General features: G+C 59.9%; 24 protein-coding genes. 16 read left to right on the top strand and 8 right to left on the bottom strand.

Features of this window, described 5'->3' with window-relative positions:
- Position 1: 1 nt before the first annotated feature.
- Positions 2–1,159, bottom strand: a complete 1,158-nt coding sequence (locus PIB16_RS03920) for an AI-2E family transporter (protein WP_080818751.1) — start codon at positions 1,157–1,159, stop codon at positions 2–4.
- Positions 1,160–1,402: 243 nt separating this feature from the next.
- Here PIB16_RS03920 and PIB16_RS03915 point away from each other — a divergent pair, with 243 nt between their 5' ends.
- The 4 genes from PIB16_RS03915 (at position 1,403) to PIB16_RS03900 (ending at position 5,132) form a co-directional block, all read left to right on the top strand.
- Complete coding sequence (locus PIB16_RS03915; protein ID WP_078054075.1) at positions 1,403–2,197, top strand: class I SAM-dependent DNA methyltransferase; 795 nt, start codon at positions 1,403–1,405, stop codon at positions 2,195–2,197.
- 123 nt (positions 2,198–2,320) lie between these two features.
- Complete coding sequence (gene purM / locus PIB16_RS03910; RefSeq protein WP_078054076.1) at positions 2,321–3,394, top strand: phosphoribosylformylglycinamidine cyclo-ligase; 1,074 nt, start codon at positions 2,321–2,323, stop codon at positions 3,392–3,394.
- Complete coding sequence (gene purN / locus PIB16_RS03905) at positions 3,391–4,065, top strand: phosphoribosylglycinamide formyltransferase (RefSeq protein WP_142844832.1); 675 nt, start codon at positions 3,391–3,393, stop codon at positions 4,063–4,065. The genes purM and purN overlap by 4 nt, the downstream gene beginning before the upstream one ends.
- Before the next feature lie 131 nt (positions 4,066–4,196).
- Positions 4,197–5,132: an omptin family outer membrane protease gene (locus PIB16_RS03900; RefSeq protein ID WP_065654062.1), complete on the top strand. Its 936-nt coding sequence runs from the start codon at positions 4,197–4,199 to the stop codon at positions 5,130–5,132.
- Positions 5,133–5,189: 57 nt separating this feature from the next.
- Here PIB16_RS03900 and PIB16_RS03895 read toward each other — a convergent pair whose 3' ends face one another.
- Entirely contained in the window at positions 5,190–5,807 is a 618-nt protein-coding gene (locus tag PIB16_RS03895; protein ID WP_271045027.1) for an NUDIX domain-containing protein, read from the bottom strand.
- Positions 5,808–5,862: 55 nt separating this feature from the next.
- Positions 5,863–8,085: a molybdopterin-containing oxidoreductase family protein gene (locus PIB16_RS03890; protein ID WP_271045026.1), complete on the bottom strand. Its 2,223-nt coding sequence runs from the start codon at positions 8,083–8,085 to the stop codon at positions 5,863–5,865.
- Positions 8,086–8,126: 41 nt separating this feature from the next.
- On the opposite strand from PIB16_RS03890, the gene PIB16_RS03885 reads away from it, so the two are divergent.
- Entirely contained in the window at positions 8,127–8,990 is an 864-nt protein-coding gene (locus PIB16_RS03885) for a 23S rRNA (adenine(2030)-N(6))-methyltransferase RlmJ (protein WP_271045025.1), read from the top strand.
- A gap of 4 nt (positions 8,991–8,994) precedes the next feature.
- Here the strand turns inward: PIB16_RS03885 and PIB16_RS03880 are convergent, their stop codons facing one another.
- Positions 8,995–9,942: a lysylphosphatidylglycerol synthase domain-containing protein gene (locus PIB16_RS03880; protein ID WP_065654066.1), complete on the bottom strand. Its 948-nt coding sequence runs from the start codon at positions 9,940–9,942 to the stop codon at positions 8,995–8,997.
- Positions 9,943–10,149: 207 nt separating this feature from the next.
- Between PIB16_RS03880 and PIB16_RS03875 the strand changes: the two genes are divergently transcribed.
- Positions 10,150–10,923, top strand: a complete 774-nt coding sequence (locus PIB16_RS03875) for a ribonuclease T2 family protein (RefSeq protein ID WP_271045024.1) — start codon at positions 10,150–10,152, stop codon at positions 10,921–10,923.
- Between the two features lie 112 nt (positions 10,924–11,035).
- Positions 11,036–11,632, top strand: a complete 597-nt coding sequence (locus PIB16_RS03870; protein ID WP_220318368.1) for a glutathione S-transferase — start codon at positions 11,036–11,038, stop codon at positions 11,630–11,632.
- A gap of 116 nt (positions 11,633–11,748) precedes the next feature.
- Here PIB16_RS03870 and PIB16_RS03865 read toward each other — a convergent pair whose 3' ends face one another.
- Positions 11,749–12,405, bottom strand: a complete 657-nt coding sequence (locus tag PIB16_RS03865; protein ID WP_035261664.1) for an outer membrane protein — start codon at positions 12,403–12,405, stop codon at positions 11,749–11,751.
- Positions 12,406–12,754: 349 nt separating this feature from the next.
- On the opposite strand from PIB16_RS03865, the gene PIB16_RS03860 reads away from it, so the two are divergent.
- The 5 genes from PIB16_RS03860 to PIB16_RS03840 all read left to right on the top strand — a co-directional run bounded on the left by PIB16_RS03860 (position 12,755) and on the right by PIB16_RS03840 (position 16,996).
- Positions 12,755–13,543 carry an SDR family oxidoreductase gene (locus PIB16_RS03860; RefSeq protein WP_035237093.1) on the top strand — a complete coding sequence of 263 codons (789 nt, stop codon included), beginning with the start codon at positions 12,755–12,757 and terminating at the stop codon, positions 13,541–13,543.
- The gene (gene uvrC, locus PIB16_RS03855; protein WP_271045023.1) at positions 13,540–15,591 is read left to right on the top strand and encodes an excinuclease ABC subunit UvrC; all 2,052 of its coding nucleotides are present in this window, start codon (positions 13,540–13,542) and stop codon (positions 15,589–15,591) included. The genes PIB16_RS03860 and uvrC overlap by 4 nt, the downstream gene beginning before the upstream one ends.
- 103 nt (positions 15,592–15,694) lie before the next feature.
- A complete protein-coding gene (gene pgsA / locus PIB16_RS03850) occupies positions 15,695–16,282 on the top strand; it encodes a CDP-diacylglycerol--glycerol-3-phosphate 3-phosphatidyltransferase (RefSeq protein ID WP_003520759.1) in 588 nt (195 codons plus the stop codon).
- Entirely contained in the window at positions 16,282–16,536 is a 255-nt protein-coding gene (moaD, locus tag PIB16_RS03845; RefSeq protein ID WP_003520758.1) for a molybdopterin converting factor subunit 1, read from the top strand. The genes pgsA and moaD overlap by 1 nt, the downstream gene beginning before the upstream one ends.
- Before the next feature lie 4 nt (positions 16,537–16,540).
- A complete protein-coding gene (locus tag PIB16_RS03840; RefSeq protein ID WP_271045022.1) occupies positions 16,541–16,996 on the top strand; it encodes a molybdenum cofactor biosynthesis protein MoaE in 456 nt (151 codons plus the stop codon).
- A 111-nt stretch (positions 16,997–17,107) separates the two neighbouring features.
- Here PIB16_RS03840 and PIB16_RS03835 read toward each other — a convergent pair whose 3' ends face one another.
- Entirely contained in the window at positions 17,108–18,004 is an 897-nt protein-coding gene (locus tag PIB16_RS03835) for a branched-chain amino acid ABC transporter permease (protein WP_271045021.1), read from the bottom strand.
- Between the two features lie 52 nt (positions 18,005–18,056).
- On the opposite strand from PIB16_RS03835, the gene PIB16_RS03830 reads away from it, so the two are divergent.
- Together PIB16_RS03830 and PIB16_RS03825 are read left to right on the top strand one after the other, a co-directional pair.
- Positions 18,057–18,617 carry a CGNR zinc finger domain-containing protein gene (locus PIB16_RS03830; protein WP_271045020.1) on the top strand — a complete coding sequence of 187 codons (561 nt, stop codon included), beginning with the start codon at positions 18,057–18,059 and terminating at the stop codon, positions 18,615–18,617.
- On the top strand, positions 18,614–19,126 hold the full coding sequence (locus PIB16_RS03825) for a hypothetical protein (RefSeq protein ID WP_271045019.1): 513 nt from the start codon (positions 18,614–18,616) through the stop codon (positions 19,124–19,126). The genes PIB16_RS03830 and PIB16_RS03825 overlap by 4 nt, the downstream gene beginning before the upstream one ends.
- Before the next feature lie 318 nt (positions 19,127–19,444).
- Here PIB16_RS03825 and ndk read toward each other — a convergent pair whose 3' ends face one another.
- Positions 19,445–19,867 (bottom strand): nucleoside-diphosphate kinase, encoded by a 423-nt coding sequence (gene ndk / locus PIB16_RS03820; RefSeq protein WP_003496769.1) that lies wholly within the window; start codon positions 19,865–19,867, stop codon positions 19,445–19,447.
- Positions 19,868–19,970: 103 nt separating this feature from the next.
- Positions 19,971–20,666 carry a glutathione S-transferase family protein gene (locus tag PIB16_RS03815; RefSeq protein ID WP_065654073.1) on the bottom strand — a complete coding sequence of 232 codons (696 nt, stop codon included), beginning with the start codon at positions 20,664–20,666 and terminating at the stop codon, positions 19,971–19,973.
- A 258-nt stretch (positions 20,667–20,924) separates the two neighbouring features.
- Between PIB16_RS03815 and PIB16_RS03810 the strand changes: the two genes are divergently transcribed.
- Both PIB16_RS03810 and PIB16_RS03805 read left to right on the top strand, forming a co-directional pair.
- Positions 20,925–21,971 (top strand): GGDEF domain-containing protein, encoded by a 1,047-nt coding sequence (locus PIB16_RS03810; protein WP_162934059.1) that lies wholly within the window; start codon positions 20,925–20,927, stop codon positions 21,969–21,971.
- 69 nt (positions 21,972–22,040) lie between these two features.
- Positions 22,041–23,924 carry an ABC-F family ATP-binding cassette domain-containing protein gene (locus PIB16_RS03805; protein WP_065654075.1) on the top strand — a complete coding sequence of 628 codons (1,884 nt, stop codon included), beginning with the start codon at positions 22,041–22,043 and terminating at the stop codon, positions 23,922–23,924.
- Positions 23,925–23,954 lie beyond the last annotated feature (30 nt).

Genomic DNA, 23,954 nt, shown 5'->3' with positions numbered 1-23,954 from the left:
GTTAGCTCTGAGAGTCAACCTTGCCGGAGGACGTTTCCCCTTCTTCCAGGGCAGGATTTGTGTCCCAGGGAAGGTTGGCGGCATGCCCGTGGTAAAGATCGCTTTCAAGATACCGCGACAAGGCGAAGCGGACAAGCACGCCGACCGCCGCCGCAGCCGGCACCGCGACGAGAAGCCCGACGAAACCGAAAAGCGCACCGAAGGCGAAAAGGGCGAACATCAGCCAGACCGGATGCAGGCCGACGCTTTTGCCGACAAGTTTCGGCTGCAGGATGTTGCCTTCTATGAACTGACCGGAAAAGAACACAACGAGCGTCAGAAACACATAGATGTAATCCGGCCAGAACTGCACGATGGCGACGCCGACGGCAAGGATGAGGCCGACCATGGAGCCGATATAGGGAATGAAGCTGATGAGGCCTGAGAAAAGGCCGATCAGCAGACCGAAATTCAAACCCACCAGCGACAGGCCGACGGCATAATAAACGCCGAGAATGATGCAGAGCGACCCCTGCCCGCGCACGAAACCGGCAATGGTCTTGTCCATGTCGCGGGCGATCTGCCGGACGGTATGGACATAGTCGCGCGGTATCCAGCTATCGACCTTGTCGATCATCCGGTCCCAGTCGAGCAGCAGATAGAAGGCGACCACGGGCGTAACGACCAGCAGCGACATGACATCGACCAGCGATTTGCCGGAATTCCATATCTGCGTCAGCAACGTGCCGATGAAACCGGCACCTTCGGTCAAAAGCTTTGAAAAATTCTCCTTCACGGCGTCGATCTGGCTGCTGACCCAATCCGGCAGGAGATTGGTGTCGGCGCCGGCAATCAGCTGCTGCAATGACGAGATATATTGCGGGATGCGCGTGATGAATTCCGAGGCCTGAGCGGCGATCAGCGGGATGATGATGATGAGCGACAGCGCAAAGATCAGCACAAAGGAGACGAGGATGACGACGGTCGCCATCAACCGGCTCAAGCCGCGCCGTTCCAGCCAGTCGGCAACCGGATCGAGAAAATAGGCAAGCGCCATGCCCGCCACGAAAGGCAGGAGAATGGAGCTGAAGACCATCAGGAAAAGGACAAAGACGGCAAGCACGCCGATCCAGAAAAACACCTGCCGGCGCAGGCTCGTACCGCTTACATGGGGTTGCATCCGTTCATCCTTTATCGCCGCACCGTCACCGCCCGTGATGGAGATAGGATGCGTACATGCACATGGTCAAGACCGGCGCTTTCGCGCGTGGGCAGAAGGAGACTGCCCGCACAGCGGCAAAATCCCTCATTTCCGGCCAACCCCTCGCAACGGCAGGTTGACCGACGGTAAATATTAGACAACTATCAAATATTGCCGGGCGGGCCAGCGGCGCTCCTTCATCTCCGGCGGCCGGGGGGCACGATGCAGAGCACCAATGACAATGGCATCGCGGAATATAATGCCGGTCTCTTCGATAATCCCGAAGTTGCCGAATGGTATGACAACCAGCAGCTTTACCCGGCCGAACGCATCATTCTCGACCAGTTCCGCCATGCCTATGCGGGCAAGCGGCTGCTTGACCTCGGCGTCGGCACCGGCCGAACGACGAAGCCGCTTCTGCCGCTGGTGGGAGACTATATCGGCATCGACCGTTCGCAGCCGATGCTTGCGCTGGCGCGGCGCAATTTTCCAGCCGCCACGTTTATCGACATGGATGTGCGGGCGATCGGCCAGTTCGGTGCGGAACGTTTCGATTGCGTGCTGGGCGCGCTCGCGATTCTGAGCGCCTTCGACCATGAGGACCGGCTTGCCATCATCCATGCCGTGCGAAGCATTCTGTCACCGGGCGGGTACTTCATCTTTTCTTTTCATAACCGGCGATGGAAGCGGGCCGGCGGCATGCCGCTGCACCGCCGCTCCTGGCACCCGCGCGAGGTGGTGAATTCGCTGCATCCGCAAAGCTGGATCAACTATCTGCGACTGCAACCTTCGACACGGCGGACGCCGGAATATGCCATTCTCGCGGATCAGGCGCATCGCTGGAGCGGCCTGTTTTATTTCATCGACCTTGCCGCCCAGACCCGCCAGCTGGAAGCGGCGGGCTTTGAGATCGCCGCGCGTTATGGCGAGAACGGACGGCCGATAGAGGAAAATTCCGATACGTCCAATGACGGCCTGCTCAATCTCGTCTGTCGCGCCGCGCCGCAGCCATCGTAAGCACCCAATCCGGCCAGCCCCGCCAAAGCCGTTAAAAACCGGAGCTTTTGCCACTCAAACCCTTGCATCAGGCCCCGTCCCGTGCGAATGGCGACGCCAAAGGAACCAGCGGAGACGAGAGCCATGAGCCAGTCGGGCAAGAACGGTCTTACCTATAGTGATGCAGGTGTGGATATCGACGCCGGCAACCTGATGGTCGAAAAGATCAAACCGGCGGTGCGCTCGACGCGGCGTCCCGGCGCGGATGGCGAAATCGGCGGCTTCGGCGGCCTGTTCGATCTGAAAGCCGCAGGCTTCACCGATCCGGTTCTGGTGGCCGCCAATGACGGCGTCGGCACCAAGCTGAAGATCGCCATCGATGCTGACTATCACGACACCGTCGGCATCGATCTCGTCGCCATGTGCGTCAACGATCTCGTCGTCCAGGGCGCAGAACCGCTGTTCTTCCTCGATTATTTCGCGACCGGCAAGCTGGATCCGGACCAGGGTGCGGCCATCGTTTCCGGCATTGCCGCCGGCTGCCGCGAATCCGGCTGTGCGCTGATCGGCGGCGAAACCGCTGAAATGCCCGGCATGTATTCCGATGGTGATTACGATCTCGCGGGCTTTGCCGTGGGTGCGGCCGAACGCGGCCAGCTTCTGCCGGCCGGCGATATTTCCGAAGGCGACGTCATTCTCGGCCTCTCCTCTTCCGGCGTTCACTCCAACGGCTTTTCGCTGGTGCGCAAGATCGTGTCGATCTCCGGTCTCGACTGGAGCGCGCCTGCCCCCTTCGCGGATGGCAAGAAGCTCGGCGAAGCGCTGCTGACGCCGACCCGCATCTATGTGAAGCCGCTTTTGAAGGCGATCCGCGAGACCGGCGCGCTGAAGGCGCTGGCGCATATTACCGGCGGCGGTTTCCCGGAGAATATTCCGCGCGTTCTGCCCAAGCATCTCGCTGCCGAAATCGATCTCGATGCGATCAAGGTTCCCGCCGTCTTCTCGTGGCTGGCGAAAACCGGCGGCGTCGAAGCGAAGGAAATGCTGCGCACCTTCAATTGCGGCGTCGGCATGATCGTCGTCGTTTCGGCCGAAAATGCCGAAAAGGTCACCGAGGTTCTGACTGCCGAAGGTGAAACCGTCTTCCCGCTCGGCCGCATGGTCGCCCGCGAAGAAGGCGCGCATGGCACCATCTACAAGGGCGCTCTCGGCCTATGATGAGCGCCGCCTTCCCGTCCGGCCGCAAACGCGTCGTCGTTTTCATTTCCGGCAGCGGCTCCAACATGGTGTCGCTGGCCAAGGCCTGTCAGACGGCGGATTTTCCGGCGGAAATCGTCTGCGTCATCTCGGACAAGGCATCTGCGGGCGGGCTGGAAAAGGCACGGGGCATGGGCATTCCCACGCTGGTCTTCGAGCGCAAGACCTATGCCAGCAAGGCCGAGCATGAGGGCGCCATTCTGGCCGCACTTGGGGAAATCGCGCCCGATATCATTTGTCTCGCCGGTTACATGCGGTTGATATCCGGGGATTTTATTGCTCCCTATGAAGGGCGCATCATCAATATCCACCCTTCCCTGCTGCCGCTTTTCCCCGGCCTCAACACCCATCAGCGCGCCATTGACAGCGGCATGAAGATTTCCGGCTGCACCGTGCATTTCGTCACCGAAGGCATGGATGAAGGTCCGACCATCGCGCAGGGTGCGGTGCCGGTCATTTCCGGCGATACGGCCGAAACTCTGGCGTCGCGGATCCTGACAGTCGAGCATCAGCTCTACCCGCTTACCCTGAAGCGGCTTGCCGAAGGCAAGGTTCGAATGGAAGATGGCAAGGCGGTCTCCACGGATGGCGACAGTAAAACTGAGTATTCCAACCTCATCTCCGCCTCCTGATAAAGCTATAATTAAAGTACAAAAACAATCATAATGGTATTTTTCGGAAAATAAACCGATCGTTTACCATAATCATCTTTAATGCCCGCAACGGCCCTTATTTCGGGCCCTCCGGTCATTCAGGAGCGATTATGCCATTGTCGAGATTTTCCCTGCCGCTTTCGGCTGTTCTGATGGCGGGCGCCAGCCTGCCCGTCGCGGCTGAGCAAAGCGGCATTACAGCCTCAGTGGATGCCGGCGTTCTCAATCTTCGAGCGACGGAAACCGTCCATATCGGTGGGCGCAAATTGAGCGAACTCGAGTGGGAAACCAAAAACGCGGTGGCATTGCGCGGCTCGCTCGGGCTTGAACTTGCGCCCGGCTGGCGCGTGAAGGCGGAAGGCCGCGTCGGCTTCGAGGGCGACGGCTATATGACCGACTATGACTGGGTTTGGCCTTTTTCCAGAGATAGCTCCAAGGACAATTGGAGCCACCGTTCCCAGCATGACGACACGCGGCTCGACCATTATTTTTCGGGAAGCCTCGAACTCAATCGCATGTTGCTGGACGATCCGCAGCAATATCTCAGCGCCGGTGTGGGTTTTCGTTATACGGATGTTCAATGGTCGGCTTATGGCGGCAACGCCGTTTACAGCGTTTTCTCCCGCCGCGATTTCTCCGGCAAATTCAAGGATGGCCTCAAGGGCATCACCTATCGCCAGCAAATCCCGGTTTTCTACGGCAACCTGACGGGCGGCCAGAGGTTCGGCAACTGGTCGCTCAATCTGGGCCTCGAAGGCGGCGCCATGGTCTACGGCAAGGCGACGGACGATCACTGGCTGCGTGACATGCGCTTCACCGACAAATTCGACGTCGCCGGCATGTTCGGGGTGAAGGCCGGCGTCGCCTATGACCTGACCGAGAATGCCTCGATATATCTCGACGGCGCATATGACTATACCAGCCTCGGGCGCGGAGACACCCACTACAGCGGCGCAGGTGCCGGAAACCTGTCATCGGAAAAGAATGCCGGCGGCGGTGACTTGCAGTCGATTTTCGTGGGGATGGGTGTGAGAGGCAGGTTTTGATTTCGGCGGTTTTACTCGATGTACGAATTTACCAGATGCGTTCGAATAACCCTGCCCTCAAAGCCGATCGCGATTTAACATCGCCCATTGCAGCAGAATGATCGTCTTGGAATCGGTGATTTCACCCGATGCGATCATCGCGAAGGCTTCGTCCAGCCCGTAGGTCAGAACCTCCAGATCCTCGCCTTCGTCCTCCAGTCCGCCACCGCTGCCGGCCTGCACGTCAAGATCGATGCGGGCGACGAAGAGGCTGACTTTCTCCGTCAGCGTGCCGGGGCTTGCATACATGTCGAAGAGATACTCGACCTTCTCAACAGCGTAACCGGATTCTTCCATTGCCTCACGGCGGATGGCGACGGCTGCGTCGTCGTCGTCGAGAAGCCCCGCCGGTACCTCGATCATGAAGCTTTGATCGCCGTTCACGAAGGCGGCGGGGCGGAACTGGCGCACCATCACCACGCTGTCGCGCTTCGGGTCATAAAGAAGAATGGCGGCGGCGCTGCCATGGTCGTGGACTTCCCGGACGATGCGGATGGTTCTGCCATCCGGCATGCGCTGGTCGAAAACGAGCTTCTGCATATGCACGAAGCCCTTCCAGACGGTTTCTTTTTCCACCAGCCGGATTCTGCCCGCATCCGTGTCAGCCGGAATGTTTTTCGCCTGCGTCTGTGTCACCGGATATGTCCTTGCCTGTCGTGGAATTTCAGCCTGCCCGTGTTGCGGCGCAATATCAAGCCTCGCGGGCCTCGTCATCGCGGCGGAGCCACACCTTGTTGTCGTGAAAAGCCGCACCGCCGTAGGGAGCGACGGCATCGGCGCCGGTCAACACATTGATGCCTTCGCCATCGAGATGCGCCCTGTTTGGCCACAGCCCTTCGGCGATCAGCACACCCGGTCTCGCACCCTCCACGATTTTCGCATGGAGGCGCACTTCGCCGCGCGCATTGCCAATGCGGACGATGTCGCCATCGGCGATGCCGTTGCCGCTCGCATCCTCGGGACAGATCATCAATTCCGGACGGCCTTCCTTCTGCACGGAGGTCTTCGTTTCCGCGAAGGTGGAGTTCAGGAAGTTGCGCGCCGGCGATGTCGCCAGCCGGAAGGGATGGTCCGCATCCGCAACCTCGATGACGTCGACCTGATCCGGGAATTTCGGAAATTGTGCAACAGGCCCCATCACACCGATATTTTTCGGCGGCTTGTTCGGAGACGGTCCAGTCGCCCATTCGGGGCTGAAGCGGAATTTGCCATCGCCGTAACCGAAGCCTTGGAGATAATGCGCCACCTCGAAGGACGGCTGCGCATCGATCCACTTTTCTTCAGCCAGCGTGTCGAAATCGCCCCAGCCGCTGACTTTGAGCATACGGTCGACATGGTCGCGGGCCGAAAGGCCGAAGCCCGGCATATGGTCGACGCCGAGGCGTTTTGCCAGTTCCTCGATGACGAAGAGATTGGTGCGAACCGTTTCCGGCGGCTCCACCAGTTTGGGCCCAAGCAGAATGTGGTTCTGGCCACCGGCGCGGTAGATGTCGTCATGTTCGAGGAACATGGTGGCGGGCAGCACGATATCGGCAACATCGGCCGTTTCGGTCATGAACTGCTCATGCACGGCGACGAAAAGATCGTCGCGCAGGAAGCCCTGTTTTACCAGCCGCTGTTCGGGCGCGACATTGACGGGATTGGTGTTCTGGATGAGCAGCGCCGTCACCGGGCCGCCGTGGCGCAGCGCCTCCGCGTCCCCCGTCAGCACGCGGCCGATCTGAGACTGGTCAAGTTGGCGCACCTCCGGGTCGGCGTAAGAACTGCCCATCAGCTCCGCCTTGTTGAGCCGGAAGATATCGCCATTGTTGTGGAACGCGCCACCGCCCTCATATTGCCAGGAACCGAGAACCGTGGCGATGGAAAGCGCCGCATGCATGGCGACTGCGCCGTTGCGCTGGCGGGCAAAACCGTAACCCAGCCGGAAAAAGGTCCTTTTCGTCGTACCGACCAGCCTTGCGAATGCTTCGATTTCCTCAACCGAGAGGCCGGTGATGTCCGAGGCCCATTGCGGCGTTTTCGTCTTGAGATGCTCTTCCAGCCCTGCCGGATCGTCAGCAAATTTGGCCATGTAGTTGCGGTCGGCATAACCATCGCGGAAGGCGATGTGCATGACGGCGCAGGCAAGTGCGGCATCCGTGCCGGGGCGGACGATGAGGCGCATATCCGCCTGCTTCATGGTCGGATTGTCGTAGATATCGACGACGACGATCTTCGCGCCGCGTTCCTTGCGGGCTTTCACCGCATGGGTCATGACATTGACCTGGGTGGCGACCGCATTGGTGCCCCAGATGACGACGACATCGGCCTTGGCGATCTCGCGCGGATCCGGGCCACGCAGTGCGCCGGTGCCCATCACATAACCGGTCCAGGCCATGTTGGTGCAGATCGAACCGAAGAAGCCGGAATATTTCTTGGCGTGGCGCAAGCGCTCAATGGAATCCCGCTGCACCTGCCCCATGGTGCCGGCATAGAAATAGGGCCAGATGGCTTCGGCACCATGCTGCGCTTCGGCCTTGACGAAAGCGGCCGCCACCTCGTCCAGAGCCGCTTCCCAGGAAATCTCCTGCCAGTCACCGGCGCCCTTCGCACCCCTGCGGCGCTTCGGGGTCAGAAGACGGCCGGGATGATAGATGCGCTCAGAGTAACGCGCCACCTTGGCGCAGATCACGCCGGCGGTGTAAGTATTGGCATTCGCACCGCGCACGCGGCCAATGCGGCCATCGGCATTGATGTCGACCTCGAGCGCGCAGGCGCTCGGACAGTCATGCGGGCAGACCGTGTGTCCGATACGGACTTCGGACTTCGGGGCGGCTTTTTCAGCGGAAATCGGGGTCGCAACGTTCATGTCTTTTGTATATTGCATCAACGATGCGGCAAAAAGGCCGAAGTGACGTCCATCAAGAATATTCATCCTGACCATTCACTCGGGTAAACGGCAAGCGAGACACATCCATGAACTACCGCCACATCTATCACGCCGGCAATTTCGCGGATGTCCTCAAACATGCCGTTCTCGCCCGCCTCGTGCGATACCTGCAGAACAAGGACAAGGCCTTCCGCGTGCTGGACACCCATGCCGGCATCGGGCTTTACGACCTGACCTCGGAAGAGGCGCAGAAGACCGGCGAATGGCAGACCGGTATCGGCAAGCTGATGGAGGCCGATCTGCCCGCCCCCATCGCCGAACTGCTGGAGCCTTATCTTGATGCCGTGAAGGAACTCAATCCGGAAGGTGGCGTGAAATTCTATCCCGGCTCACCGAAACTCGCGCGCATGCTGTTTCGCCCGCAGGACCGGCTTTCGGCCATGGAACTGCACCCGGATGACAGCCGGGCGCTCGCGCGCCTGTTCGAAGGGGACTATCAGGTGCGTGTCACCGAGCTGGATGGCTGGCTGTCGCTCGGCGCGCATCTGCCGCCGAAGGAAAAGCGCGGCCTCATCCTCGTCGATCCGCCTTTCGAGCTTGAGAATGAATATCAGCGTCTGGCCGATGGCTTGAACAAGGCCTATCGGCGTTTTTCCACCGGCACCTATTGCCTCTGGTATCCCTTGAAGAAAGGCGCTCCGATCAAGGACTTTCACGAGCGGCTGCAATCATTCGACATTCCGAAGATGCTGTGCGCGGAGCTTTCCGTCAGAAGCGACCGGCTGGATGGCCTGAGCGGCTCCGGCCTCATCATCGTCAATCCGCCCTATACGCTGAAGGACGAGTTGCATACGCTGCTGCCCTATCTGAAGACAACGCTGGCGCAGGACAGGTTCGCCTCGCAGCGCGCCTTCTGGCTGCGCGGCGAGGAAAAAGCGGAAGAGATTTGAGGGGCTATCTCAGCCCTTCCCGCCTCTGCGCCTGCGCCAGCTGTGACCGTTCGAAGAACAGGATCACGAACAGGGCCATGATGAAGGGAATGATGAGGTAGAACAGCCGGAAGACCAGAAGCGCCGCGATGACATCCGCCGGGTTCATGTCCGGCAGGCCGGTGACGAAGACCAGTTCCAGCACCCCCAGACCGCCCGGCGCGTGCGAGATGAGCGCCGCCGAGAAGGAAACCAGAAATATGCCGAGAATGACCATATAACCAGGATTTCCGGCTTCCGGCAGCGCGAAATAGATGATGCCCGCCGCACCGATCAGCTCGATCGGACCGATGACGAGTTGCTGCGCAACAAGCTTCGGCGCGGGGTATGGCAGCACGAAGGAACCAATTTTCAGGGGCTTCAGCCTGAGCAGGCTGCCAAGAATATAAAGACCGACGAAAAGAAGCAGCACCACACCTGTGGTGGTGGAGGCTTCGACGGGCAGAATGCCGGTAAACCGTTCGGTGATGTCAGGCTCGTAAAGCAGCACCAGCCCGATGAGCATGATCGTGCCGATGAGGAAAGTGAAGGAGCAGAGGCCGACAAGCACGCCCACTTCCGCCACACTCAGCCCCTTGGACGTATAGGCCCTATATCGCACCACGGCGCCGGAGAATACCGAGGCCCCGACATTGTGGGACAGCGCATAGGTAGTGAAAGAGGTGAGCGTGATGAAGAACCAGTTCACTTTGCGGCCAAGATGCTGCAACGCGATGCGGTCGTAACCGGCGAGCGCGGCATAGGCCAGCAGGGTAGCAAGGCCCGAACACAGCCAGTCCCGCACGCGAATGGCTTTCAGACTGTCCCAGAGATCATCGAGCGACAGGCCGCGCAATTCGTGAAAGAGCAACCAGGCGGAAAAACCGATCGTCGCGAAGCCAACGACGGGCCAGATATATTTCTTGAATTTCATGCGGTCATGCCCGCCTATTTCCTCCAGCCTCACCCCAGCCCTGTTCCGTCTTTGCGGAAGATTCGTTCAACTTTATTCGTTATGCGGCAAAGCTTTCAACCTTTTCATCAAAGATTGGCGGTTTGCCCCGTTCACAAGTTGATGTAAGACCGGATCGTCGCCCGCCGGCGATGTGAGGTCGTCCACTTTCCGGAGAACGTACACGGAATGAAGCGTTATGCCGGTTTCATCGCCCTGGGCCTTCTGTCGCTCGGCGCATTGTGGTTCGCGCGGGAAAATCCGGCTCCGACCAGCCCCGCCGGCAACCGGCAGACAGAATCCCAATCGCAGACCGTCGGCAACTCCCGGCCGGACGCTCCAGGGCGCGACGTTTCCCGACAGGAGACGGGCAAGAACCCTGCGCCCCGTGGAAACGGGTTCGATTTTTACGTGCTGTCGCTCTCCTGGTCACCGGCGTTCTGCGCCAGTTCCGAAGGCTCGGGCAACCGCCAGCAATGCGGCAGCGACAGACGTTACGGTTTCGTGGTGCACGGGCTGTGGCCGCAGAACGAAAACGGTTATCCTGAATTCTGCCAGAGCGGTGAGCCCGACCGTGTTCCGGACGCGATCGGCCGCACCATGTTCGATATCATGCCGTCCATGGGCCTGATCGGCCACCAGTGGCGCAAGCACGGCTCCTGCTCCGGCCTGTCGCAGAGGGACTATTTCTCGGCGACACGGGCCGCCTTCGAAGCCATCCGGCTGCCGGGAAAGATCGCCTCCGGCGCCGAAGCCGCCACTCTCTCCGCCGACGCCATAGAAACCGCCTTCACCGACGCCAATCCCGGCCTGTCGAAACGCGGCATCTCCATCAGCTGCGACGGCAGGCGCCTTGAGGAAGTGCGCATCTGCCTCAACAGGGACATGACATTCCGCGACTGCCCCGAGCTTGACCGCAAGGGCTGCCGCGCCAACGCCACGGAAATCATCCCCATTCGCTAGAGCGCATCGAATGCTCTCGATTGCACTCTTCTACACATTTTCCAGACATAAAACCGCTATGCAGCTTTATTGACTAATCCAGTCCCCAGACGACAACCCACAGGACACGACCATGGAACTGCTCTACTCGCCCGCCTCCCCCTACTCCGCCAAGGTCCGTATGGCCGCGCGCCATCTCGGCATCGACATTACCTCCGTGCGTGTCGACACCAGTGCCGAGCCCGCAACGCTGATGGACAACAATCCGCTCGGCAAGATTCCGGTCCTGCTTCTGGATGAAGGCGGCTCGGTCTATGACAGCGTGGCGATCATGCATTATCTCGACCGTCTTTCGGGCGGCAAGCTCTACCCGAAAAAGAACGGCAAGCGCACGGATGTGGAAATTCTCGAAGCGCTGTGCGACGGCATCATGGATTGCCTGCTCGCCATCGTTTACGAGCGTCGTTTTCGCCCGGAAGAGAAGATCCACCAGCCATGGATCGACAAGCAGTGGAGCAAGGTGATCCGAGGGCTTGATTATCTCAACACCAACCTGCCGAAAACCGGCAAGAAGCTGCATGGCGGCCATTTCGCCCTTGCCGCGATGATCGGTTATCTCGACCTGCGTTTCGCCGGCGAATGGGCCGAAGGGCGCGACGCGCTGGCCGGCTGGCCGGAAACCTTCGGCAAGCGTTTCGAAGCCTATGCGGAAATGAAGGCCGCCGCCTGAGGCGGATGCAGAAGGACGCCTGGCCGGAAGGCCGGGCATTCATGCCGACGCTTAAGAGCGAAAAACAAAAAAGCCGGGGCAAAACCCCGGCTTTTCCAATAGCGATCCTTGAGGGATCAGAACTTGACGCCGATACCGGCCTTGACGGAGTGGTCGTCATAACCACGCGAGAAGGCGTCGTTGCCGAGCGTGTAGTCCTTCTTCTGGTAGTCGCTGTAGCGATATTCCAGACGAGCGGTGATGTTGTCGGTAACCATGGCTTCAACACCGGCACCAACCGTGTAACCGAGAGCCGTGGCGCTGTCCTTGTTGACGCCGTCGCGAACCTTGTTGTCGGAAACAGCAAGACCGGCCGTACCGTAGAGCAGGAACGGGTTCATGTCGTAACCGACGCGGCCACGCAGCGAGCCGTTGACGCCCTGCTTGCCTTCGACGGCGCGACCTGCGACCGTACCGGCGGAACCGCGCTCGTCACCGAGGTTGACGTCTGCTTCCGCACCGTAAACCAGCTGGCCGTTCTGCCAGTTGTAACCGCCGTAGAGACCGCCGCCAGCGCCCTTGGCGTCACGACCGTCGTTGCTGGAGCTGAAACGGCCCCAATCGTAGTTGACCGTACCACCGAGGTAGGCGCCGGACCAATCCTTGACCGGCGCGGGCTGGTCGTAGGAAACCGGTGCCTGCGGCACTTCATTTACGGCGTCAGCGGCGTGAGCAGCCGAAAAGCCGGCGGCTGCCATGGTCGAAGCCATAAGGGTTGCTACGAAAATACGCATGCTATTCTCCTTTCAGGACCGCTCTGTACTCAAAACATTGTTCTCAGACGCGGTGTAAACTCGTCGGGTTAATCGCCCCTCTGGAAACTGAATTTGATAGGAGAATGCGGAGATCAAAGAGCCAAAATGTGAATTGTTTGGGGCAGCGACGTGACTAGAATTAGACGTTGCCTAATTGCCACAAGGGGTTTATTAACCCTAACAGAAGCCTAACCAGCAATAGATTGCCTTTAAACTTAGTTATATTCAAATTAAACCGAAATTGCATTGTGAATAAAAAATCGCCCAATTCTTTTGGGGCCGATGGACAGCTTGCGATTTGCATTTATATCCAGCAAATAGGACGGATATGAGCAAATGCAGGTCAGCCGTGAAAGAAAATATACAAAAGACAGTCTTGATAACGGGAGCCGCCCGCCGGCTCGGGCGGGCAATCGCCACCGATCTGGCCGCCCATGGCTTCGCCATCGCCGTCCATGCCAATGCATCCATGGCCAGCGCCGAGGAATTCGCTAACGAAATAAGGCAGAAAGGTGGCAAGGCCGTAGCCGTTCAGGCGGATCTGACACAATCCGGCCCTGCCTCGGGACTCATCGAACAGGCTGCGTCAGCACTGGGGCCTATCGGCGTCGTTATCAACAATGCGTCGGTTTTTCTCGACGACTCGGCGGACAAGCCCGATCCGGCGATCTTCGACGCACATTTCGCCGTGCATGTGCGGGCGCCCTCCCTCATCGCCGCCGCCTTTGTCGAGCAACTGCCTGCCGATAAATCCGGGCTGATCGTCAATATCATCGACCAGCGCGTGCTTGCGCTCACGCCACGGTTTTATTCCTATACGCTTTCGAAATCGGCGCTCTGGACGGCCACGCGGACGATGGCGCAAAGCTTTGCGCCGCGTGTGCGGGTCAACGCCATTGGGCCGGGTCCCACCTTCAAAAGCGAAAGACAGGCGCCCGAGGACTTTCAGGCGCAGATCGACGGCCTTATATTAAAGCGTGGTCCCGCACCGGACGAGTTCGGGCGGACGATTCGCTTTCTTTTCGACACGCCGTCGGTCACCGGACAAATGATCGCGCTCGACGGCGGCCAGCATCTTGGCTGGGAAACCCCTGACGTGGCGGAGATAAATGAATGAACGGAAAGAAGCTGCCTGATGGCGGTATTCTCTTCGATGAAACCGACGACGAAGACGACGATGCAAACCTTGCCGCGACCGATGCGGGCGAGGTATCGAGCGACGTTGCCGGCATGGACTGGAATGCGGGCTGGAAGAACGAATCCGGCCTGAAGGGCATGGATCTGATCGGCGAATTCGTCAAACACCTGCCGAATGCGCCGGGCGTCTATCGCATGTTCAACGAGGCGAACGACGTTCTTTATGTCGGCAAGGCGCGCTCGCTGAAGAAGCGTGTGGGCAATTACGCGCAGGGCCGCGTGCATTCCAACCGCATTGCCCAGATGGTGCGGCTGACCGCCCATATGGAATTCGTCACCACCCGAACGGAAACCGAGGCGCTTCTTCTGGAAGCGAATCTCATCAAGCGCTTGCGGCCGCGCTTTAATGTGCTTTTGCGCGACGACAAGTCTTTTCCCTATATTCTCATTACCGCAGACAATCGCGCGCCGGCGATTTTCAAACACCGTGGGGCGCGGGCGCGCAAGGGCGATTATTTCGGCCCCTTTGCGTCGGCCGGCGCAGTCGGGCGCACCATCAATTCGCTGCAACGCGCCTTTTTGATCCGCACCTGCACCGACAGCGTCTTCGAAACCCGCACGCGTCCCTGTCTTCTTTACCAGATCAAGCGCTGTTCCGGCCCCTGCACGCATGAGATCAGCGATCAGGGGTATGAAGAACTCGTCAAGGAAGCCAAGGATTTCCTGTCCGGCAAGAGCCAGAGCGTCAAGACCGCGATTGCGCGGCAGATGAACGAGGCGGCCGAGGACCTCGATTTCGAGCGCGCCGCCGTCTATCGCGACCGGCTGGCCGCACTGTCGCATGTCCAGAGCCATCAGGGCATCAACCCCGCCGGCATCGAGGAGGCGGATGTCTTCGCCATCCACCATGAAGGCGGCATCTCCTGCATTCAGGTGTTCTTTTTCCGCACCGGCCAGAACTGGGGCAACCGCGCCTATTTCCCGAAGGCCGACCCTTCGCTGTCCGGCTCGGAAATCCTCAATGCATTCCTGGCGCAGTTTTATGACGACAAGCCGGTGCCTAAGCAAATCCTGCTTTCCGAAACGGTGGAGGAGCAGGAGCTGCTGGCCGCAGCACTCGGCGAAAAGGCCGGGCACAAGGTGACAATCAGCGTGCCGCAGCGTGGCGAGAAGAAGGACATCACCGACCATGTGCTTGCCAATGCCCGAGAGGCGCATGGCCGCAAGCTGGCGGAAACCTCGTCTCAGGCGCGGCTGCTGAAGGGTTTTGCGGAAACCTTCGGTCTTTCCTATGTGCCGCGCCGGATCGAGATTTACGATAACTCCCATATCATGGGCACCAATGCCGTGGGCGGCATGGTGGTGGCGGGCCCTGAAGGTTTCGTGAAGAACCAGTACCGCAAGTTCAACATCAAATCGACCGACATCACCCCCGGCGATGACTTCGGCATGATGCGCGAGGTGATGACCCGTCGCTTCTCGCGTCTGCTGAAGGAAGAAGGAAAGCCCGACCGTGGGCAGACGCAGACGCCGACGCCGGAGGAAGCCGCCGATATGCCCTTCCCCGCCTGGCCCGATGTGATCCTGATCGATGGCGGTCAGGGCCAGATGACGGCGGTACGGGCTATTCTCGATGAACTCGGCATTCGCGACTGCGTGACCGCCATCGGCGTCGCCAAGGGTGTGGACCGCGAGGCGGGCCGCGAACGCTTCTTTGCGGATGGGCGCAGCGATTTTTCGCTGCCGCCGCGCGATCCCGTGCTCTATTTCATTCAGCGCATGCGCGATGAAGCGCACCGCTTCGCCATCGGCTCGCACCGGGCGCGGCGCAAGAAGGAAATGGTGCGCAATCCGCTCGACGAAATCTCGGGAATCGGTCCGGGCCGCAAGCGCTCCCTGCTGCAGCATTTCGGCACGGCCAAGGCGGTTTCCCGCGCCGGCCTCAACGATCTGATGGCTGTCAGCGGCATTTCGGAGACGGTTGCGCGGCAAATCTACAATCACTTCCACGAGAGCGGCAGCGATTGATGCCGCGCCGTCGTGGCGAACTGCTAAAAAAACATAATCACATGTTGACGCTATGCCCTGGCGGCGGCATCAAGGCAGCTAATCTTAGACTGACAGGTTTCCCATGGCTTCGCGCGCATACAGCATTCCCAACCTACTCACCTATGGCCGCATCCTCGCGGTTCCTGTCATCGTTTTGTGCTTTTACATCGAAGGGAAACTGGAAAGCTCGGATTTCGCGCGCTGGACGGCATTGTGGCTGTTCATCATCGCCTCGCTGACCGATTTCCTCGATGGTTATCTCGCGCGTATCTGGAACCAGACGTCGAATATCGGCCGCATGCTGGACCCGATCGCCGACAAGCTGCTGGTCGCCTCCGTCCTGCTTTTGATGGCGGCGGATGGCACCATTGCCGGCTGGTCGCTCTGGGCGGCCATCACCATTCTCTGCCGCGAAATTCTGGTCTCGGGCCTGCGCGAATATCTGGCGGCGCTGAAGGTCAGTGTTCCCGTCACCCGCATCGCCAAGTGGAAGACCACCATCCAGATGGTCGCCATCGCCTTCCTGCTCGCGGGTCCTGCGGGCGACAAGGTTCTGCCCTACACGACCGAAATGGGCATTACCCTGCTGTGGATCGCGGCGGCGCTGACCATGTATACCGGCTATGATTACTTCAAGGCCGGCCTGAAGCACATCGTGGACGAAGACTGATGACACGGATCGTTTATTTCGCCTGGGTTCGCGAGAAGATCGGAACGGACGAAGAAGAGCTGGACATCCCCTCCTCCGTCACCACCGCCGGCGAGCTGATCGCCTGGCTTGCGACACGCGGCGATAATTACGAAGCCGCCTTCGAATTCCCCAATGTGATCCGCGTCGCCGTCAATCAGGAACATGTCGAGCATGATGAAAGCATCGTCGGCGCGCGCGAGATCGGCATCTTCCCGCCGATGACGGGGGGATGAGCGGATGCAGCCGACGGTCCGCGTGCAGGAAGAGGATTTCGACGCTGCGGAGGAAACCCGCCGGCTGACGGAAGGGGACAGGAGCATCGGCGCGGTCGTGGCCTTCACCGGGCTCTGTCGGGATGATGGCGGCACGCTTGCGGCGCTGGAGCTTGAACACTATCCCGGCATGGCGGAGGCGGAAATAACCCGCATCGCCAGACTTGCCATGGAGCGTTTCGGCCTTCTCGGCCTCACCGCCATCCACCGCCACGGCAAGATCGCCACCGGCGAAAACATCGTCCTCGTCATCGCAGCTTCATCGCATCGACAGGCCGCCTTCGATGGCGCCAATTTCGTGATGGATTATCTCAAGACATCCGCCCCGTTCTGGAAAAAGGAACATGGCAAGGATGGCTCGGCGGGCGACTGGGTTGCGGCAAAAACAACCGACGACGCGGCCAAGGACAAGTGGCGATAGAGCATTTCCAGGAAAAGTGGAGCCCGGTTTTCCGTCCGGAAATGCGACGGAACAAAGAGTTGGAGCGCTTTCGCCATTCGAAGAAACGCGAAAGCGCTCTAGGGGCCATACTCAGGGCGCTTCCACCCTGCTACGCATGACAATCAGCCAGCCGACCAGCATCGCCAGAACCACCGCATCGCGCCAAGCGGCCGGGCCGTAACCGACCCAGAAAGTTTCCGCAAGGCCGACGGCGGCGGCCCCAAGGCCGCAGATGAGCGGACTGGCATAACCGCCCGCCGCCGAAATCAGCACCACCTTCAGGCCAAAGACCAGACCGGCGCCGAAATCCATGGTGCCGTAATAGAATGTGGCCAGCACGCCGGCGATGGCGGCAACGAGGCCCGCTGCACAATACGAGACGAGAAATATCCGGCCGGCATTCACGCCGCATAAAGCCGCGGCGAAAGCATCGTCCGAGACCGCCTTCCAGCGCCTGCCGAAAGCGGAACGGCCAAGATAAAACGACCCTGCGAGAATGAGCAGGCAGAAGGCCGCCGTGTTCAGCATCTGCATCGGCGTCAGGGTCACGGCAAAGCCGCCATCGGCCCAGAAGCGCACCGGCTGAGACAGAAGCGGCGGCAGCCATAATTGCCTTGTGTCGGCGGCCAGCCTCGCGCTTTCGGTCAGCGCAATCAGCACGCCGACGGAGGCGACGGTCACGGCATTGGGAGAGGCTTTCGCCAGCGGGCGCATCACCGCCCGGCCGACAAAACCCGCCGCCCACAGCCCGCCGAACAGGCCCGCCCCTGCCCCGAGCGCCAATGTTGCCGGCAAAACCAACCACAGCCGGTTCCAGCCAAAATCCGCAAATAACAGGCAGGTCTGGCCGGCAAAGGCGAATATGGCGCCATAGGTGACATCGGCGCGTTTGGTGACCGAAAAGGCGATGGCATAACCAAAGGCCAGAACCGCGTAAAGCGAGGCGACCGGCACAGCATTCAGCAATTGTTGCAGGAAATAGGCCAAGCGCGTCCTCCCGCCATGATTATAACTGTTAAAACTCATTTTGACAGTTATAATGTGCGGTATGACCTTTCGCTGGACAGAACATCGTTTCGCAGGCGGCGCGTTGGCGCTGGATGTCGCCAATAGCGTTATCCTGCGCTCGGATGCGGCAAAATCAGTCGACCGTTTTGCGGTGCCGGCGCACATCGCGGCCTTTGCCGAAGCGGCCACAAGGCTCGGTGCGGAACGTGGCAGGTTTCCCACGCTCATCGCGCCCGAGGCGGAAAAGCAGGCGGTTTTTCTCGATCTTCGCGAGGCCGTCGACGATTATTTCCGCGCCGCGATTTCCGGCGACGACTATGACGACAACAGGCTGGCCGGGCTTCTCTTCGCCTGCGGCACAGCGCTGCGGACGTTTCCGCTTGCCGAAAGCCTGGGCAACGCCACCGCCCATTCCGCCCTCTCGCTGCTTGCCGGCGAGACACGGGAGCGGCTGCGGATCTGCGGCAATTGCGGCTGGCTTTTCATCGACCGCAGCAAGAACAGAAGCCGTATCTGGTGCGATATGGCTGTGTGCGGCAACCGGCAGAAAGCCAGCCGGCACTATCACCGGAAGAAGGACGTGCGATCATGAAAAGAATTGCCCTTCCCTTGCTGGCGATTGCGGGAATGCTCGCTCTTTCCGGCTGCCAGCGGGACGAACCGCGCGAAGTGGCGAAGATTTCCGGCCGAATGTTCGTTTTCAACTATCGCGTCGCCATCGCCACCTATCTGGTGACGCTTCAGCGCATCGCCCCCATTCGCGATGGCAGCACGGTGGAAGCGACGTTCGAAAACCCGCGCGGCGGTCCAGACCTCACCAGCCGCGAGAAGATTTTCCCGAAAGACGAAAAGATCACGGTTCAGAGCCCGCCGGTGGAATGTGTGAAGCAGGACCGGCCCTACAAGGTCACCATCCGCATCAAGGGGCCGGAAGGCGACATTCTCCAGACCATCGAAACCACGATCCGCTCCGATACCGACCAGTCGCTTCTTCCCGCCAAGCCGCTGGTGGTCGGCCCGCTTTATACGCCCAATCCGGAGGTGTTCAAACCGGATGGCACGACGGACATGCGGCCGGTTCAGGGGTGTCCGGCGTCCTAACAAAAAATTGCAGCCTTAGCTCAGTTCTCTGTAGGGGGTGGCAAACCTCTCTTCCGTCATGCCGGGCTTGACCCGGTATCCAGCAGCCGCGCGTCTGCGTGGCGTAAGAGTCTTTGCGATCAAAGACTTGATCGCGCTGGACCCCGGATCCAGTCCGGGGTGACGGAGTATGGAGTGAGGTCTCCGCAGAAACGCACCGTCTTGCAGGCAGCGCTCCAAAACAAAAAAAACGGAGCCTTTCGGCTCCGTTTCTTCGAGTTTTTTCAGCAGCTTCGTGCAATCGCCTGCAACAGCGATTCAAGCCGTTGAGATTTTGAATCAGCCGACGATTTCGGTTTCGGCGAACCAGTAGGCGATTTCCTGTGCGGCGGTTTCCGGAGCGTCGGAACCGTGAACGGAGTTTTCGCCGATGGAGAGCGCGAAGGTCTTGCGGATGGTGCCTTCAGCGGCCTGAGCCGGGTTGGTGGCGCCCATGATTTCGCGGTTCTTGAGGATGGCGTTTTCGCCTTCCAGAACCTGAACGATGGTCGGGCCGGAAGTCATGCCTTCAACGAGTTCGCCGAAGAAGGGACGCTCTTTGTGAACGGCGTAGAAGCCTTCGGCTTCGCGCTTGCTCATCCAGACGCGCTTGGAGGCGACGACGCGCAGGCCGTTGTCTTCAAATACCTTGGTGATCGCGCCCGTCAGGTTACGCTTGGTTGCGTCCGGCTTGATCATCGAAAATGTGCGTTCAATCGCCATATGTCCGTTTCCTTTTCCTTCAGAGAAAGTGGGCGGTCTTTACCCGCCCAAAGGCCCGAAAACAAGGGGGATCGACGAGATTGCGACAATGACGCCAGACATTTCACGCCGCTGTCACACTGCGGCCTCTCGCATCATAGAGATCGAGGCAGCCTTCGAACCAGTCCCGCACGGGGTCGTTATCGGCGAACAAATCCGCCCCGGTGGTGATCCGCGCCCATTGCAGCGCGCCGAACACGATGTAATCCGCAAAGAGCGGCGATGTGCCGCCGATGAAAGGCTGGAAGCTCAGCATACGCCGGATCGGCGCAAGCAATGCCGGAAAGGCTGCGATTTCCGCCTCGCGGTTCGCCACCACATCTTCGAGCGGACGGCCGAGCGCTTTCGTGCGGCTATCGCGGAAATAACGGCGGTCCGGCTCGTCCAGCATATTGTGGATATCGAGCACGGCGATACGCACGATGGCCGGGTGAAGCACCGTCTGCGACCAGCTTTCGACGAAACGGGCCATGGCCTTGCCGCCCTCGCCGTTGAACAGCGACGGCCGCTCCGGGTAAGCCTCGTCCAGGTAAAGCGCGATTTCGAAACTGTCGCTTATCAGCTCGTCGCCATCGCGCAGGATCGGCACGGTCTTCGAAAAACCGTCCTCCACCGTCGGGATCACCGTGAAGGGTAAAGGCCGCTCCTCGAAATCCAGCCCCTTATGCGCCAGCGAAAGCACGGTTTTCCAGCAATGGGGAGAAAATGGCCGGGAAGTGTCGCTTCCGCATAGCGAATAGAGCGTTCTGGAAGTCGTCATGGGCTGCCCCTCTTCTGCAACATCGATGGAGCGATATAAAAACGGTCGTCGCCCGAAATCAAATCAGGATTTGTCATATTATCGATCAAGGAACGCTTGGGGCACACCCGCCTTCCGCAACGCGGAATCTATGCTTCGGGACGGCAAAATTCTGTGTGGATTTATTCTATTTTAAACCGTCGCTTGTAAGAATAACGCCGTTCAACAATCGGTTATCGCCGGTCCATTCATAATAATCCATTGCTATTGGGGCTGTCAGTGACGACATCGGCGGGCGATAAAAAACGCGAGCAGGCAAGAAGCGCTCTGGTCGTTACCAAGATCACGCAGTTCATCGCCAAGATGAACATTGCACCTTTGCCGCGCAATTATGAATTGATCTATGAAATATTGTCCGGACACAATCCGGCCATGGGCCGTGACATTCTCGCTCTTGGCAATGCGCCGCAGCAGCATGAAATCGACCTCATCGGCCAGCGGCACAATCTGCCCGGCTTTTCGCGCATCGAAGCCGAACAGATGGCAAGCGACGCCTTCGATACACTCACGCAGATTTCCGCGCGGCTGGAGGCGAGCCTTCAGCGCACCGAAACTTTTCTGGCCAGCCTAGAGCAGCATGAGGATGGCGAGCCGCCCGCAACGGAGCGCTTCGTGGAGTTGCTGGGCGATATCCACGAAGAACAGACGAGCCTTCGGCATTTCATCGCCATGGGACTGGTGAAAATCCGCGAGGTTGAAAGAAACCGTGGGGAACTTCAGGCCGCCTCGCTGCGCGATGCGCTGACGGCACTGCCAAACCGCGCGGCCTTTCTCGAAAAGCTTGGCGCTCTTTTTCCAAAGGACCGGGCCGCATCCGCCACCTCGCTGGTGCTGCTGGATATCGACCATTTCCGGGAGATCAACGGCAAATATGGCTCCGCCGCCGGCAACAAGGCATTACGGCGTCTCGCCGCCCTGTTTCGCAAAACCATCAAGAAGGACGATTTCGTCGCCCGTATCGGTGGCGATGAATTCGCCTTCCTGTTTGCCGGCGTGCCGCAGAACACGGCCGAGGCCATTGCCGAGCGGTTGCGGCAAAGCGTGGAGGCGCTGCGTTTCGTGACGCAGGAAGGAGACGGCGAACATCTGACCGTTTCGATCGGCGTCGCTGCGGTGGACGGAACCGCAACGCCCGCCGAATTTTTCAGCCATGCCGAACTCGCTCTGCTTTCGGCCCGCTGCGGCACGCGCAACTGCGTCGTCGGTTATTCGCGGGAGGTGGCGCAGCATAGCCGCAGCAGCTATCTGGCGCAGCTCGGCGATTGACAGTTTAATCTCGCCCGATGTGGCGCGGGCGCTCTTGCCTTGGCAAGACAGTTCGGCCAAAACGGCGCCATGATTACGATTACCGATCTTTCCGCCCGTATCGCCGGGCGTCTGCTTCTCGACCATGCCAGCGTGACGCTTCCCGCCGGTGTGAAGGCGGGCCTTGTTGGCCGCAATGGCGCCGGCAAATCCACCCTGTTCCGGGTTATCACCGGCGATTTCTCGGCGGAAAGCGGTTCGGTGACAATTCCGAAACAGGCGCGCATCGGCCAGGTGGCGCAGGAAGCGCCGGGTACCGAAGAATCGCTGATTTCCATTGTGCTTTCGGCCGACAAGGAGCGCAGCGCGCTTCTGGCCGAGGCGGAAACCGCGACCGATCCGCACCGTATCGCCGAAATCCAGATGCGGCTCGTCGATATCGACGCCCATTCGGCGGAAGCGCGCGCCTCCAGCATTCTTGCCGGCCTCGGTTTCGATCACGAGGCGCAGCTTCGTCCGGCCTCCTCCTTCTCCGGTGGCTGGCGCATGCGCGTGGCGCTTGCCTCCGTGCTGTTTGCAGAACCCGACCTTTTGCTGCTCGACGAGCCGACCAACTATCTCGACCTCGAAGGCACGCTCTGGCTGGAGGATTATATCCGGCGTTATCCGCACACCGTCATCATCATCAGCCACGACCGCGATCTTCTCAACAATGCCGTCAACTCCATCGTGCATCTGGACCAGAAGAAGCTGACCTTCTATCGCGGCGGTTACGATCAGTTCGAGCGCCAGAAGGCCGAAAACGACGAATTGCAGATGAAGGCGAAGGCAAAAAATGACGCCGCGCGCAAACACCTGCAAAGCTTCATCGACCGTTTCCGCGCCAAGGCCACCAAGGCGCGGCAGGCGCAGAGCCGCATCAAGGCGCTGGAGCGCATGGGCACCGTCGCCGCCGTGATCGAGGATCACGTCCAGCCGATCACCTTCCCGGAGCCGGAAAAGCAGCCCGCCTCCCCCATCGTCGCCATCAATGGCGGGGCTGTGGGTTACGAGCCGGGCAAATCGATCCTGAAGCAGCTCAATCTCAGGATCGACAATGACGACCGCATTGCGCTGCTCGGCTCCAACGGCAACGGCAAATCCACCTTCGCGAAATTCATTTCCGGCCGGCTTGCGCCGCAGGCGGGCGATCTTCGCGTCGCCCCTGGCCTGAAGATCGGTTTCTTCGCGCAGCACCAGCTCGATGACCTCGTGCCGGATGAAACGCCGGTCGAACATGTGCGCAAGCTGATGCCTCTGGCGCCAGAGGCACAGGTGCGCTCCCGCGTGGCGCAGATGGGTCTTGCGACCGAAAAGATGGCGACGGCGGCAAAGGACCTTTCCGGTGGCGAAAAGGCCCGGCTTCTGATGGGACTTGCGGCCTTCCATGCGCCGAACCTGCTCATCCTCGACGAACCGACCAACCATCTCGATATCGACAGCCGCAGGGCGCTGATCGAGGCGCTGAACGATTACAGCGGCGCGGTCATCCTCATCTCGCACGACCGCCATCTCATCGAGGCGACAGTGGACCGGCTGTGGCTGGTGGCTGACGGCACGGTCAAGACCTTCGAAGGCGACATGGAGGAATATCGCGATCTCGTCGTTTCCTCCGGTAAGAAGAAGGAAGACAAGACCGACGCCGTGGCCGATCAGGCTTCCAAAGCCGATCAACGCAAGGCAAGCGCGGAAAAGCGCGCCCAGCTCGCACCGCTCAAGAAAAAGATCAACGAAATCGAATCCCTGACGGCGAAGCTTGAGAAACTGATTCAGTCGCTCGACGCCGAGCTGGCGGATCCCGTCCTATACGAAAAAGCGCCCGCCAAGGCCGCACAGAAAGTGAAGGAGCGCGGCGAGGCCGCCGCGAAGCTTTCGGATGCGGAGGAGCAATGGCTGCTGCTTTCGAGCGAATATGAAGAAGCAATGGCGGGGTGATGCGCGACTGCGCTTTCGGTTAAACTGGAT

Source organism: Agrobacterium sp. ST15.13.015 (genome assembly GCF_027871645.1).
Classification (GTDB): Bacteria; Pseudomonadota; Alphaproteobacteria; order Rhizobiales; family Rhizobiaceae; genus Agrobacterium; species Agrobacterium leguminum.
Note: the sequence above shows the minus strand (reverse complement) of the source record. Positions and strands in the feature narration are given on the sequence as shown.